The 13,292-nt window shown below is 67.3% G+C and carries 12 protein-coding genes; 9 read left to right on the plus strand and 3 right to left on the minus strand.

Annotated features, from left to right (window positions below):
* The first annotated feature begins 200 nt into the window (after window positions 1-200).
* From VFK57_00135 to VFK57_00165, 7 genes are all read left to right on the plus strand, one after another.
* A complete protein-coding gene (locus VFK57_00135; protein HET7694092.1) occupies window positions 201-1,121 on the plus strand; it encodes an ABC transporter ATP-binding protein in 921 nt (306 codons plus the stop codon).
* Between the two features lie 15 nt (window positions 1,122-1,136).
* Window positions 1,137-1,976, plus strand: coding sequence for a hypothetical protein (locus VFK57_00140; GenBank protein ID HET7694093.1), 840 nt, complete (start codon window positions 1,137-1,139; stop codon window positions 1,974-1,976).
* Complete coding sequence (locus VFK57_00145) at window positions 1,976-2,947, plus strand: ABC transporter ATP-binding protein (GenBank protein HET7694094.1); 972 nt, start codon at window positions 1,976-1,978, stop codon at window positions 2,945-2,947. The genes VFK57_00140 and VFK57_00145 overlap by 1 nt, the downstream gene beginning before the upstream one ends.
* Before the next feature lie 5 nt (window positions 2,948-2,952).
* Window positions 2,953-3,801 (plus strand): ABC transporter permease, encoded by an 849-nt coding sequence (locus VFK57_00150; protein HET7694095.1) that lies wholly within the window; start codon window positions 2,953-2,955, stop codon window positions 3,799-3,801.
* 94 nt (window positions 3,802-3,895) lie between these two features.
* On the plus strand, window positions 3,896-4,960 hold the full coding sequence (locus tag VFK57_00155) for a hypothetical protein (protein HET7694096.1): 1,065 nt from the start codon (window positions 3,896-3,898) through the stop codon (window positions 4,958-4,960).
* A gap of 78 nt (window positions 4,961-5,038) precedes the next feature.
* A complete protein-coding gene (locus tag VFK57_00160; GenBank protein HET7694097.1) occupies window positions 5,039-5,440 on the plus strand; it encodes a gamma-glutamylcyclotransferase family protein in 402 nt (133 codons plus the stop codon).
* A 2-nt stretch (window positions 5,441-5,442) separates the two neighbouring features.
* Complete coding sequence (locus VFK57_00165) at window positions 5,443-6,885, plus strand: M20/M25/M40 family metallo-hydrolase (protein HET7694098.1); 1,443 nt, start codon at window positions 5,443-5,445, stop codon at window positions 6,883-6,885.
* A 2-nt stretch (window positions 6,886-6,887) separates the two neighbouring features.
* Here the strand turns inward: VFK57_00165 and VFK57_00170 are convergent, their stop codons facing one another.
* Window positions 6,888-7,292, minus strand: coding sequence for a PilZ domain-containing protein (locus VFK57_00170; GenBank protein ID HET7694099.1), 405 nt, complete (start codon window positions 7,290-7,292; stop codon window positions 6,888-6,890).
* On the opposite strand from VFK57_00170, the gene VFK57_00175 reads away from it, so the two are divergent.
* Window positions 7,291-8,793, plus strand: coding sequence for an aldehyde dehydrogenase family protein (locus VFK57_00175; protein HET7694100.1), 1,503 nt, complete (start codon window positions 7,291-7,293; stop codon window positions 8,791-8,793). The genes VFK57_00170 and VFK57_00175 overlap by 2 nt on opposite strands.
* 243 nt (window positions 8,794-9,036) lie before the next feature.
* Window positions 9,037-11,463, plus strand: a complete 2,427-nt coding sequence (locus VFK57_00180) for an ATP-binding protein (GenBank protein HET7694101.1) — start codon at window positions 9,037-9,039, stop codon at window positions 11,461-11,463.
* Here the strand turns inward: VFK57_00180 and VFK57_00185 are convergent.
* On the minus strand, window positions 11,460-12,233 hold the full coding sequence (locus tag VFK57_00185) for a tetratricopeptide repeat protein (GenBank protein ID HET7694102.1): 774 nt from the start codon (window positions 12,231-12,233) through the stop codon (window positions 11,460-11,462). The two genes, VFK57_00180 and VFK57_00185, sit on opposite strands and share 4 nt — an antisense overlap.
* A 74-nt stretch (window positions 12,234-12,307) precedes the next feature.
* Window positions 12,308-13,292 (minus strand): hypothetical protein (locus tag VFK57_00190; protein ID HET7694103.1); only part of this gene is annotated, 985 nt, incomplete at its 5' end.

Genomic DNA, 13,292 nt, shown 5'->3' on the forward strand with positions numbered 1-13,292 from the left:
ACGGAGGGAACGGTTTCGCTGGAACGGAGCAACGGAGGCAACGAAGGCGAACGGAGAGCCAAAAAATTCTAGCTCCGTTCACCTCCGTTGCCTCCGTTGCTCCGTTCCGAATGATCCGTTCCCTCCGTCCACCTCCGTTCAGGCCGCCATGGAGAGATCGAACCCGAACTCCAGATTTCCGTATACACTCCTGACCGAAAATGGACGCAGTCGTACAGCTCGATGACGTCACCGTCATCTACGGGAAGAACCAGGCCCTGAAGAGCGTCTCCGCGAAGTTCGCCAGGGGGGCGGTCGGTCTGCTGGGTCCCAACGGCGCGGGCAAGAGCACGATGCTCAAGGCGCTGCTCGGCTTCGTCAAGCCGGACCGGGGGCACATGACGGTGCTCGGCCTCGACGTCGCGCAGGCGCCGCTCGCGATCCGCGCCCGCATCGGCTACATGCCGGAAAACGACGCGCACATTCCCGGCATGAACGCGGTCTCGTTCGTCGCCTACTGCGGCCAGCTCGCCGGGCTGCCCGCGGTCGACGCGATGCAGCGCGCCCACGAAGTGCTCTACTACGTCGGGCTCGGCGAGGCGCGCTACCGCAACGTCGACACCTATTCGACCGGCATGAAGCAGCGCATCAAGCTCGCGCAGGCGCTGGTGCACGATCCCGACCTGCTGTTCCTCGACGAGCCGACCAACGGCATGGACCCCAAGGGCCGCGACGAGATGCTCGAGCTCGTCCGCGATCTCGGGCACAACAAAGGCGTCAGCCTGATCCTCTCGTCGCACCTGCTGCCCGACGTCGAATACACCTGCGACCACGTCGTCGTCATGGACAAGGGGCAGGTGGCCACCTACGGGCCCATCGACGAACTCAAGGGCCCCGCGGGCCGCGTCTACGAGCTCCGCATCAAGGGGGATCTCCCCGGCTTCATCGATCGGCTCGGCGCGCTCGGGATGGATACGCACGCCACCGATGAAGACGTGATGCGGGTGTTCGTACCCGCGGCCGTCGGCGATCACCGGGCCATCTTCAGGGCGGCGGCGGAATTCGGCGCGCAGGTGCGCCATCTCAGACCCAGCGTGCCGACGCTCGAGGACGTCTTCGCGAAAGCGATTGGAGAAGAGTAGGCTCGGCGACCCATCATGCCTATCCACGATCAAAGTTACCGGCACTACGGCGGCGGCAAGACCGTTCCCGGCCGCTCCTGGATGGTCATCACGTGGGCGGGCATCAAGACGATGATCCGCAAGCGTGCGTTCCTCGGCCTGCTGATCTTCGCCCTGGCGCCGTTCCTGGTCCGCGCCGTCCAGATGTGGATCAGCGCCAACTATCCCCAGGCCGCGATCCTGAATCCCACCGCGGAGACGTTCCGGCAGTTCCTCGAGCAGCAGGACTTTTTCGTCTTCGTCATCACGGTGTACGTCGGCGCCGGCCTGATCGCCAACGATCGCCGCGCCAACGCCCTGCAGATCTACCTGTCGAAGCCGTTGATGCGATCGGAATACATCGTCGGCAAGCTGGCGATCCTGTTCGTCTTCCTGACGATGGTCACGTTCGTGCCGGCGATGCTGCTGCTGTGGCTGAAGGTGGCGTTCGACGGCAGCTTCACGTTCCTCGCCAACAACCTCTTCCTCATCCCGGCGATTACCGTCGGCAGCCTGATTCAGGTCGCGCTGGCCTCGTTCACCATGCTGGCGCTGTCGTCGCTGTCGAAGAGCGCGCGCTACGTCGGCATTCTCTACGTCGGCATCACCTTCTTCACCACCGCGATCTACGGCGCGCTCTACGCCATCACCGGCAGCAGCCGCGTGTCGTGGATCTCGATCGGCGCCAACGTCTCGCAGGTGGTCGACGTGGTGTTCCGGTTGAAGCCGCGCTACGCGACGCCGTGGGAAGTGTCGCTGCTCGTGATCATCGGGTTGATCGTCATCTCGGTTTCGATTCTCGAGCGGCGGGTCAGAGGCGTGGAGGTGGTGACGTAATGTCGACCGCCGCCGCCGCCGCGCCTGCCGCCGCCCCGGCCGCCGCCGCCCCCGTGGTCTCAGCCGAGCACGTCTCGAAATGGTACGGCCAGGTGATCGGCCTCAACGACGTCAGCGTCTCCGTGCCCCCCGGCATCACCGGCCTGCTCGGTCCGAACGGCGCCGGCAAGTCGACCTTCATGAAGCTGATCACCGGCCAGCTGAAACCGAGCAAGGGGGACGTGAAGGTCCTCGGCGAGCCGATCTGGCGCAATCCGCACCTCTACTTCCAGATCGGCTTCTGCCCGGAACAGGACGCGTTCTACGAGCGGATGACCGGGCTCGAGTGGGTGAAGGCGCTCGTGCGCCTGAACGGTCTCGACGACAAGCAGGCGGACGACGCGGCGCGGCGGGCGCTCGCCGCGGTCGACCTGATGGAAGCCGCCGGCAAGAAGATCGGCGCCTACAGCAAGGGCATGCGTCAGCGCGTGAAGATGGCGCAGGCGCTGGTCCACGATCCGCAGCTGCTCATCCTGGACGAGCCGCTGTCAGGCATGGACCCGCTCGGCCGCCGCAAGACCATTCGCCTGATCCGCGAGTGGGGGCGCGCCGGCAAGAGCATCATCGTCTCGAGCCACATCCTGCACGAGATCGAGTCGATGACCTCGAACATCCTCCTGATCAACAACGGCCGGATCCTCGCCGAAGGGGACGTGCACCAGATCCGCGAGCTGATCGACGAGCACCCGCACACCGTCTACGTGCGCGCGGAGGATCCCCGCCGCATCGCGCGCGAGTTCATCAACGCGACGGATGACGACGTGCGGAGCCTGAAATTCGAGCCGGGAGCCGTGGTCGTCGAGACCGGCAGGCCGGACGCGTTCTACGCGCGGCTCACCACCATGGCGGCGAGCGGCGAGTTCGGCGCAATCGAGGAAGTCACCTCGCCCGACGACAACCTGCAGGCGGTCTTCCAGTATCTGATCAAGTGATGCCAATGGCCGAGCCCACGAACCGTCCGATTCCAAAGGCGCCGGGATTCCTCGCCTCGTCGCTGCGCGTGTTCGACCTGTCGGTCAGCGAGATGCTGTGGTCGCGGCGGACGATCTTCATGGCGCTGGTCGTCGGCGCGCCGGTGCTGATCTCCCTGGTCCTGCGGCTGCTCGACGCGCTCGGCGCGCCGGTGTTCCGCGTGAACGGGATGATGATGGCGGGTCCGGCGATCTTCGGGCTGATGATCTGGGTCTTCTACCTGCGCTTCACGGTGCCGGTGCTTGGCGTGTTCTACGGCACGTCGCTGATTGCCGACGAGGTCGAAGACAAGACGATCACGTATCTCTTCACCCGTCCGATCCCGAAAGGGGCGGTCCTGGTCGGCAAGTACCTCGCCTATCTCGCCTGCACCTTCTTCGTCGTCCTGCCGTCGGTGGTCATCGTGTATCTGTGCATCGTGCCGATGCGCGGCAGCCTGGGGGCGTCGTTCCTGGACCTGTTGAAGGACCTGACCCTGCTCGCGATCGGCCTGGCCGTCTATGGCGCGGTGTTCGCGTTCATCGGGGCGCGCTTCAAGCGGCCGCTGCTGGTCGGGCTGATCTTCATCTTCGGGTGGGAGCAGGCGGCGCTGGCGTTCCCCGGCTACCTGAAGAAGTTCACCGTCGCGTATTACCTCCAGGCGATGGTTCCCCATGCGATGCCCAACGACAACGTCATCAGCCTGATCCAGGGGATTTTCCGGGAAAGCCCGGGCCTGGTCGAGAGCCTCATCTGGCTGGCGGTGATTCTGGCCGTTTTTCTCTGGGGGGCGGCCGTAAGTGTTGAGCGCAAGGAGTACGTTCTCGAGCAGTGAGCGCCTCCAAACCGTTCGTTTCCGGACACTTGCCTCCCATTAGCGGAACTTTTTACCCGGGGGATCTGTATAATCCACCGAGAGGGCCACGCGAATGACCAAGAAGACGCGCTATTTCATGGGTGGGTCGGCGGCGGTGCTGGTTGCCGGCCTGGGCACGGGCCTGGTCGCCTTCTACGGCGCCGGTTTTCCGTCATTGTCCGCGTCCCGGTCGGGACCGTCTGAATTGAGCTACGTCCCGGCGGAATCGGCCGTGGTCGCCTTTGCCAACGTCCGCGAGGTCATGGACTCTCAGCTCCGCCAGCGCCTGAAGCTCGTGCTCCCGCAGGAGCAGGGGCAGCAGGAGTTCAAGGAGCACACCGGCATCGACATCGAGCGCGACATCGACTACATCGTTGCCGCCGCCACGCGGATTCCCGCGGCCAACGGCAGCGCCGAACCGAGCGGCCTGGTCATCGCCCGCGGTCAGTTCAACACCAAGATGCTCGAGGACCTCGCCGTCCAGCATGGCGGCGTGATCGAGGAATACAAGGGCAAGAAGCTGATCAAGTCGACCGGCGTCCCGCGCGACGCGGAGCTCGACGCCTCTGGCGCCGGCACCGTGGTCCGCCGCCGCCACGAGCCGATCGCGCTCGCGTTCCTCGAGTTCGGCCTGGTCGGCATCGGCAGCGAAGCGGCGATCAAGAGCGCCATCGACGCGCAGCTCACCGCCCACAGCATCACCAGCAACAACGAGATGATGGAGCTCATCGCCGACATCGACATGGGCAACAACGCCTGGGCCGTCGGGCGCTTCGACGCCATCGCCAGCCAGGCCAAGCTGCCGCCCGAGATTGCCAGCAAGCTCCCCGCGATCAAGACGTTCGCCGCCATGACCCACATCGACGGCGGCATCACCGGCACGCTCCGCGCCGAAACCCGCGACAACCAGTCCGCCGACAACCTCCGCCAGGTCGTGCAGGGACTGATGGCGCTCGGCCGGATGACGAACGATCCGAAGGCCACCGCGCTGATGAACTCGCTGCAACTGAGCGGCAGCGGCAAGACCGTGGCGCTCTCGTTCGCCGTGCCGTCCGAAGTGCTCGATATGATTCCGCAGCAGATCAAGAAGGACGGCGGCCACCTCCACGAGCTGCCGAAGCAGCTGCACGAGCGCTGAGCCGCACGGCGTTCATCGTTTCTCTCCTGGGGGGCCGGCGCTCACGCGCCGGCCTTTTTGTTGTACCCTGCATCCGCGGTGGCGGACCTCGTCTTCTTCTACGGCACGCTCATGGCCGGATTCGACCGGCGGCGCCGGGCTGGCATCGACGGCAAACTGAGATACGTCGGCCGCGGCTCCATCCAGGGGGCGCTCTTCGATCTCGGTCTCTACCCGGCGGCCGTGCCGGCTCCCGATGGCCACATCTGGGGCGAGGTCTACGAGATGATGGATCCGCCGGTCGTGCTCGCCGCGCTCGACGACATCGAGGGCTACCGGCACGACGATCCGGACAAGAGCCTGTACATCCGGTCGCAGGCCGAGGTCGCGCTGCCCGACGGCACGCTGGCGCGTGCCTGGGTGTATTTCTACAACGCGCCCCTCGGCCGGGCCGCGCGGATCGCGTCGGGCGACTATCTCGAACACGTGAAAGTGAGATGACGGTGGCAAAGGTGCAGAGGGGGCGGGTGGTGTGCGGCGTGCTCGGCGTGCTGGCGGTGCTCATCCTGCCGCCGGCCGTCCAGGCTCAGGGGCAGTCGTCGATCGATCCGCGGATCCTGAAGCTGATCGACGCCATTTCGGAGGAGCGGCTCCAGCAGTTGCTGCAGAAGCTTTCCAGCTTCAAGACGCGCAACACCTGCTCGGATGCCGCCGCGCCCGATGCGATCGGCGCCGCGCGCCAGTGGATCTTCGACGAGCTGAAGCGCACCAGCCCGAAGCTGCAGGTCAGCTTCGACACCCACCAGGTCGAGAACATCCGCGGCTGTCAGGGGGCGATCGAGCTGCGCAACGTCATGGCGGTGCTGCCGGGCAAGTCACCGCGGCGGATTTACGTCAGCGGTCATTACGACTCCCTCAATCTCGGCGCCGCCGGGCAGCAGAGCAGCAATTCGGGGGCGGGACGGGGCGCCGGCGGGGCGCCGGGTGCGGGAGGCGCGCAGCCGGGCGCACGCGGCGCGGGCGCCACGCCAGGCGCGCAGCCGCCCCGTCCGGTGCGCGACCCCAACATCGTCGCGCCCGGCGCCAATGACGACGGGAGCGGGACGGTGTTGTCGATGGAGCTGGCGCGCGTATTCGCCGAGAGCGGCATCGAGTTCGATGCCACGCTCGTCTTCATGACCGTCGCCGGCGAAGAGCAGGGACTGATCGGGGCCGGCGCGCACGCCAGGAAGGCGAAGGCGGAGAAGACGCCGATCCAGGCCTGGTTCAACAACGACATCGTCGGCGGGTCGCGGGGCGGCGACGGCATCACCGACGGCGCGACGATCCGGCTGTATTCGGAAGGGCCGGAGGACTCTCCGTCCCGCGCGCTGGCGATGTTCGCGGCGCGGATCGGCGCCGCCTACGTGCCGTCGCACCGGGTGCGGCTGATGGCGCGCCGGGATCGCTTCAGCCGCGGCGGCGACCACAGCGCGCTGAACGCGGAAGGATTCGCCGCGATCGGCTTCCGCGAATCGCGCGAGAACTATTCGAAGCAGCACGGCCCGAACGACACGATCGACGGCGTCGATTTCCGCTATCTCGCGCAGAACGCCCGCGTCAACGCCGCCGGCATGGCGGTGCTGGCGCTCGCGCCGCCGCCCCCGGTCGTGACCACCGAGCGCGGCCAGCCGACCATCGATCGCCGCAGCTCCGGATACGACGCTCACCTGCGGTGGCAGGCGTCGCCGGGCGCCGCCGGTTATCGCATCTTCTGGCGCAACGCGTGGGCGCCGGACTGGCAGCACGAGCTCGCCGTCGGCAACGTGACCGAATACACCTTCCCGCACATGAACATCGACGACTGGGTGTTCGGCGTCGCCGCGGTGGATGCGGCGGGGCACGAGAGCTCGGTCAGCGCCTATGTGACGCCGCCGCGGTCCGCCGACGGCGGCGCGTCGGACTGACGCTATTCGGCGATCTGCCCATCGATGATGGCGGGCACGCGCTGCGACAGCTTCAGCGCGGCGACGAAGTGCTCGATCGCCGACTGCACGTAGTCCGAGATCTCGACGAACTCGACCCCGGTGCGGTAGATCACGACACCCCCCTTGAGCTCGCCGATGTGGCAGTGGGCGATGCGTCCCTTCACCACCACCGAGCGGTCTCCCAGCGAGATGCGGAACTCGTGCAGTGAATCCAGCTGCAGCGCGAACGGCGTCTCGATCAGCGCGCCGCCGGCGCTGACGTCGAGGATGGTCATCGGCTGGAAGACCTTGACTTCGCCGTGCAGCGGCGCCGGGACCGGCACCCGCTCGTTGTCGCGCTTGTTCTCGTCCGCCATGGGATGGGGGAGACTAACATAGATCGTCATGCCTACTGCTTCCGCCACCACCTACAACAACTACGTGGACGGCCGCTGGGTGCCGTCGGCGTCGGGCCAGACGTTCGAGAACCGCAACCCCGCCAATACCGACGATCTGATCGGCGTGTTCCAGCAGTCCGCCGCCGCGGACGTCGACGCCGCGGTCGCCGCCGCCGGGAGGGCCTATGAGTCGTGGCGCCTGGTGCCGGCGCCGCTGCGCGCCGAGATCCTGTTCCGCGCCGCGCAGTTGATCGTGGAGCGCAAAGAGACCTACGCCCGCGACATGACCCGCGAGATGGGCAAGGTCCTCAACGAGACGCGCGGCGACGTGCAGGAGGCCATCGACATGACCTTCTACATGGCCGGCGAGGGACGGCGCATGTTCGGGCAGACGGTGCCCTCGGAGCTGCGCAACAAGTTCGCGATGTCGGTGCGGCAGCCGCTCGGCGTCTGCTCGATCATCACCCCGTGGAACTTCCCGATGGCGATCCCGTCGTGGAAGATCATTCCGGCGCTGGTCTGCGGCAACACCGTCGTGTTCAAGCCCTCGTCGAACACGCCGCTGTCGGCGTTGAACTTCGTCAACGTGCTGATCGACGCCGGCGTCCCGCCCGGGGTGGTCAACATGGTCACCGGCGATGCCGACGTCGGCACCGCGATGACCGCCGACGAGCGCGTCCGCGTCGTCTCGTTCACCGGCTCGACGACAGTCGGGCGCCAGGTCAATCTCGCCGCGGCGCCGACCTTCAAGAAGGTCCACCTCGAAATGGGCGGCAAGAACGTCGTCATGATCCTGGACGACGCGAATCTGGAGCTGGCGGTGGACGGCTGCCTGTGGGGCGGCTTTGGCACGACCGGGCAGCGGTGTACCGCGGCGAGCCGGGTGGTCGTGCATGACAAGGTCTACCGCAAATTCGTGGACATGTTCGTCGCCCGCGCCAGGGCGCTGGTGGTCGGCGACGGTCTCGATCCGAAGACCGAGGTGGGGCCGTCGAACAGCGAAGCGCAGCTCCGCACGGTGATGAAGTACGTGCAGATCGGAAAGGACGAGGGGGCGACCCTGGCGACGGGGGGCGCGCGCCTCGACGCCGGCGTCCATGCGAAGGGGTTCTTCCACGAGCCCACGGTGTTCGTCGACGTCGACCCGACAATGCGCATCGCGCGCGAGGAGATCTTCGGCCCGGTGGTCTCGGTCATGCGCTGCTCGTCGCTGGACGAAGCGATCGCCATCGGCAACGGTGTGGAGTACGGCTTGTCGGCGTCGATCTACACCCAGGACATCAACCGCGCCTTCCAGGCGATGCGCGATCTCTACACCGGCATCTTCTACGTGAACGCGCCGACGATCGGCGCCGAGGTGCACCTCCCGTTCGGGGGGACCAAGAACACCGGCAACGGCCACCGCGAAGCCGGCATCGCCGCCCTCGAGGTGTTCTCGGAATGGAAGTCGGTCTACATCGACTTCAGCGGCAAACTGCAGCGCGCGCAGATCGACGTCGAGCAGATTTGATTCGGGATGCGTCAGCTGTCGAACGGAGGGGGACGGAGGGAACGGTTTCGCTGGAACGGAGCAACGGGGGCAACGGAGGTAAACGGAGCACAATATCTTTGGTATCCGTTCACCTCCGTTCCCTCCGTTGCTCCGTTTTTTGAGCCCGTTCCCTCCCTTCGCCTCCGTTCCCTCCGCGCTCCTGTGCTAAACTCTGACGCCCCCACACGTTAGGCCCTCTTGCGATACCTCGTTTACGGGATCGTGTACATCGTTGCGTACCTCGGAGCAGGTGCGCTGCTGGCGGAGTACGCGCTGGCGCGGACCCTGGTGGCCAACGCGATGCTCACCGCGCTGCCCGCCGGCGTCTGCGCCGTCGTGCTGCGCCGCCGCCACGACTGGGAGGGCACCCAGCGGATGTTCTGGGTGGCCTTCGCCGCCGGTCTGGCGATGTGGTGCATCGGCGAGGTCGGATTCACCATCACCACTCTGACGGGCAAGCGATCGTGGGTGCAGTGGCACACGATGTTCAGCCTGTGCGGCGGCATCGGGCCGGTCGTGGCGCTGCTGGCGCGGCCGTACCTCGGCCCGCGCAAGTCGGCCGCGTGGGCGACGGGGATCGATCTGATCAGCTACGCGATGCTGCTCGGATTCGTCTTCGCCTACTTCATCATGGTCCCCAGCGTGGTTCCGGCCAGCGGGCAGGAGCCGCAGACCACGCTGCTGGTGCTGGTGCAGCTGCAGCGCTTCGTGCTCGCCGCCGGCCTGGTGTGGAGCGTGTGGCTCTCGCGCCGGACCGCATGGCGCGACACCTTCACCCGGCTGGCCGTCGGGGCCTCGATCGGCTTCGCCCTCCGCTTCATCACCAGCGGCGCCATCGCGCGCGGCGGGTATCACGAAGGCAGCGTCTACGATCTCGCGTGGATCGTCCCGTTCGGCTGCTATCTCTGGGCGGCGCTGGAGGCGCCGCGGTCGTCGGCCGAGCCGGAGCCGGCGCTCTCGTCGAGCGGCTGGCGCAGCCCGGTGATCTCGGCGCTGCCGGCGTTCCTGATTCCGCTGGTCGGATTCGGCCTGCTTCGCGTGCAGCCGATCGGCGAGGCCGGGGATTCCGTCCGGCTGCTGCTCACGACGCTCGCGACCGTGGCCGGCCTCGGCGTGCTCACGCTGCGCCTCTCGCTGCAGAGCGGCGAGCTGCAGCGGTCGGACGCCCGCGTCCGGATGATGGCGGCCGCGACCGAGCAGACCGCGGATCTGATCCTCATCACCCGCAGCAACGGCATCGTCGATCACGCCAATGACGCCTGCGTCCATGCGCTCGGCTACACCCGGGGCGAGCTCGCCGGCATGATGCTGCCCGAGCTGCTCGAGCGCGGGTTCGAGGGGAGCGTCGACCGCATCGGCGCCGAGGTGCGCCAGACCGGAATCTGGCGCGGCACGCTCGTCCATCGCCGCAAGGACGGCAGCACGTTTCCCGCGTCCAGCACCGTTGTCGCGCTCCGCGGCCCGGACGGACGCGTCACCCATTTCGTGGGCGTGCAGCGCGACATCACCGAGGAGCTGCACCTGCGCGATCAGCTGGTCCACAGCGAGCGGCTGTCGGCGGTCGGCGAGCTGGTGGCCGGGGTCGCGCACGAGATCAACAACCCGCTGCAGACGATCATCGGGTGCGTCGAGCTGATGATCGAAGACCAGCGCCCCGCGGGGCAGCTGCGGGATCTGGAGCTGGTCCGCCAGGAAGCGACGCGCGCCGGGCAGATCGTCCGGAACCTGCTGGCGTTCGTCCGCCGCAGCTCGCCCGATCGCGCGCCTGCCGATCTGAATCAGATCGCCCGGGCGACCGCCCAGGTGCGCGAGCATCACCTGCGGCAGAGCAACATCGCGCTGCAGCTCGAGCTGCAGCCCGCGCCGCTGAGCGTCACCATCAACCGCGACGAGATCCAGCAGATCGTGGTCAACCTGCTCCTGAACGCCGAGCACGCCATCGGCGACCGGCCGGGAACGATCACGCTGCGCACCGAAGCCGGCGATCGCACGCACAAGCTGATGGTGATCGACACCGGGCCCGGTGTGAGCCCGGAGCTGCGCGGCCGCGTGTTCGAGCCGTTCTTCACGACCAAGGAGGTCGGGCAGGGAACCGGCCTCGGCCTGTCGATCGCGCTCGGCATCGCGCGCTCGCACGGCGGGTCGCTCGACCTCTGTCCGACCGCGCAAGGGGCCTGTTTCGCGCTGACGCTGCCCGCCCTGGCGCCGGCGGCGACGGCAGCCGCGGAGGCAGCGCCGGCCAGGGCGCTGGCGCCCGCCGTCCCTGTCAATCCGGCCGCCGCCGGCCGGCATGCGCTGGTGGTGGATGACGAGGCGCCGATCCGCGCGCTGCTCGCGCGCATGCTCGCCACCCGCGACTACGCGGTCAGCGAGGCGGGATCGCTGGCCGAGGTGCGGACCGTCGGCGCGCTGCGGCGGTTCGATCTCGTGCTCTGTGACGTGCGGCTCGCGGACGGCAACGGCGCGGACTGCCTGCGGCACCTGCGGCAGACGCAGCCCGGCATCGATCGGCGCTTCGTGTTCATGACCGGCGACATCGCCGCGCTCGAGGATCCGGCGGGCGACATCGCCAACCTGCCGGTGCTGGCCAAGCCCTTCACCGGCAGCGATCTCGATCGCGTGCTCGGCGGCGTGGCGGTGACCGCCTAGTCGACGGCGCCGGTCCCTTTTTCTTTCTTCTTCTTGCTGATGTCGTCCTTGAGACCGGGGTGTACCTTGAATCCCGCGCGCTCGGCGGCCTTCACCGCCTTGTCCGCGTCGTCGATGCGGCCGGTCTCGAGGTAGACCACGGCGAGATTGCTGAAGGCTTCACCGCTCTTCGGATCGGCGGCCACCGTCGCCTTGTACTCGCGCTCGGCGTCGGCCAGCCGTCCGCTGCGGAAGTAGGCGCTGCCCAGCGACAGCGAGACGTACGCCGGCACGGTGTTCTCGAGCGCCATGTTGTCGCCGCGGCTGATGCTCTCCTGCAGCTGCCGCTTGCGCTCGTTCAACTGCCGGAGCGTATCGGCGGTCCGCATCGTCTGCGGCCCGGTCGAGTACTGCCGGATGATCTCGTCCAGCTCCATCATCTGGTCCTTGCGGTAGCGCTGCGCTTCCTGCACGTTGGTGAAGCGGCGGCCGCCCTGCGCGGCGTACAGGTCGCGGCATTTCGCCAGCGCCGCGGCGGCATCGGTAAACTGCCGCAGTCCAAGATAGGCGCGGCCGAGCCCGTAATAACCCATCTCGAAGCTCGGATCGAGTTCGAGCGAGCCCTTGAAGGCCGAGACCGCCTGATCCCACGCTTCCGCCTTGAGATGATCGATGCCGATGCGGTACTGCAGCAGCGCGCGAGCGCGGTCGCCGCTCGTCGGTTGTGCCGCGGCAGTGCAGACGACAACGGCGACAACGATCGCCGTGATGGTGGCGGTACGGCTGCGCATGGCCCCTCCGTGGAAAACAAAAAAGCCCCGCGGGCGCGCTGCCCGCGGGGCCATCTTACCGGAACCTCTTCGGCTTAGAAGAGGAACTTGATGCCGAAGCGCGCCTGGAGCGGCGCCTGGAACGCGCTGTCCTTGAGGAAGCGCGGATCCTGGGTGACGCCCTGGCTGACGATCAGATCCGCGAGGCGGAGCTGACCGCGGTAGAACGCTTCTTCGCTGCCGTCAGGACCGAGCGGCGTGACGCCGTTGACCTGGTGATAGGTCGAGAAGCGGGCGATGGCCGTGTCCTGGTTGAACAGGTTCAGCACGTTGAAGCTGACCTCCAGGCTCTTCTCCGCCCCGAGGCGGAAGCGGTGCTGCACCAGCAGGTCGGTCTGCGAGTAGGTCGGCGTCCGGCCGTCGCTTCCGCGTCCGAGGTACTGAACGGGGAGGTTGTTGCCGGGATAGATGCCGATTTCACGCGTGACCGGCAGGCCGCTCGCCAGGTACTGATTCAGCCCGAGCGCGGTGCCGAACGGCGCCTGGTAGATGAACTGCGCCTTGAACTGGTGCGGGCGATCCGTCGGCAGCAGGCCGTAGACGGCTTCGCCGCCGTCCTTGAACATCATCATCGGGTAGTCGTAGAGACGGCCGACGTTCGGGCTGGTCCGCCCGTTCTCGTCCGACTGCGACAGTCCCGAGTAGTTGCCCCACAGCCGGCTCCACAGATAGCTGGTCCGCAGGAACCAGTTGTTCTGCAGCCGCTTCTCGATCGCGAACTCGACGCTGTCGTAGTCGCGCACCGGCTTCGGCACCGTCGCGAGCACGTTGCCGTTCGCGTCCCGGAAGGCCGGCTCGGCGAGCCCTTCGCCAGGGTTGGCAATGATGTAGATCTCCGATCCGCTGGCGTCGAGGGTCGCCGTCTGCGTGTCTTCGATCGCGCGGTCGATCTGCTTGTGCACGTAGCGCACGCTGGCGGAGATCACGTCGCTGAACTGGTGTTCGACGCCCGCGGTCGCTTCCTGCTGACGCATCGGCTTGAGATTCGGTTCGATCGCGCTCGAGCCGACCGAGATGTGC

The organism is Vicinamibacterales bacterium (genome assembly GCA_035699745.1).
GTDB lineage: Bacteria > Acidobacteriota > Vicinamibacteria > Vicinamibacterales > 2-12-FULL-66-21 > JAICSD01.

Bases quoted from the DNA above. Each gene is read 5' to 3' on its own strand.
- VFK57_00135 (HET7694092.1), top strand. From the start codon at position 201: ATGGACGCAGTCGTACAGCTCGATGACGTCACCGTCATCTACGGGAAG.
- VFK57_00140 (HET7694093.1), top strand. From the start codon at position 1,137: ATGCCTATCCACGATCAAAGTTACCGGCACTACGGCGGCGGCAAGACC.
- VFK57_00145 (HET7694094.1), top strand. From the start codon at position 1,976: ATGTCGACCGCCGCCGCCGCCGCGCCTGCCGCCGCCCCGGCCGCCGCC.
- VFK57_00150 (HET7694095.1), top strand. From the start codon at position 2,953: ATGGCCGAGCCCACGAACCGTCCGATTCCAAAGGCGCCGGGATTCCTC.
- VFK57_00155 (HET7694096.1), top strand. From the start codon at position 3,896: ATGACCAAGAAGACGCGCTATTTCATGGGTGGGTCGGCGGCGGTGCTG.
- VFK57_00175 (HET7694100.1), top strand. From the start codon at position 7,291: ATGCCTACTGCTTCCGCCACCACCTACAACAACTACGTGGACGGCCGC.
- VFK57_00170 (HET7694099.1), bottom strand. From the start codon at position 7,292: ATGACGATCTATGTTAGTCTCCCCCATCCCATGGCGGACGAGAACAAG.
- VFK57_00185 (HET7694102.1), bottom strand. From the start codon at position 12,233: ATGCGCAGCCGTACCGCCACCATCACGGCGATCGTTGTCGCCGTTGTC.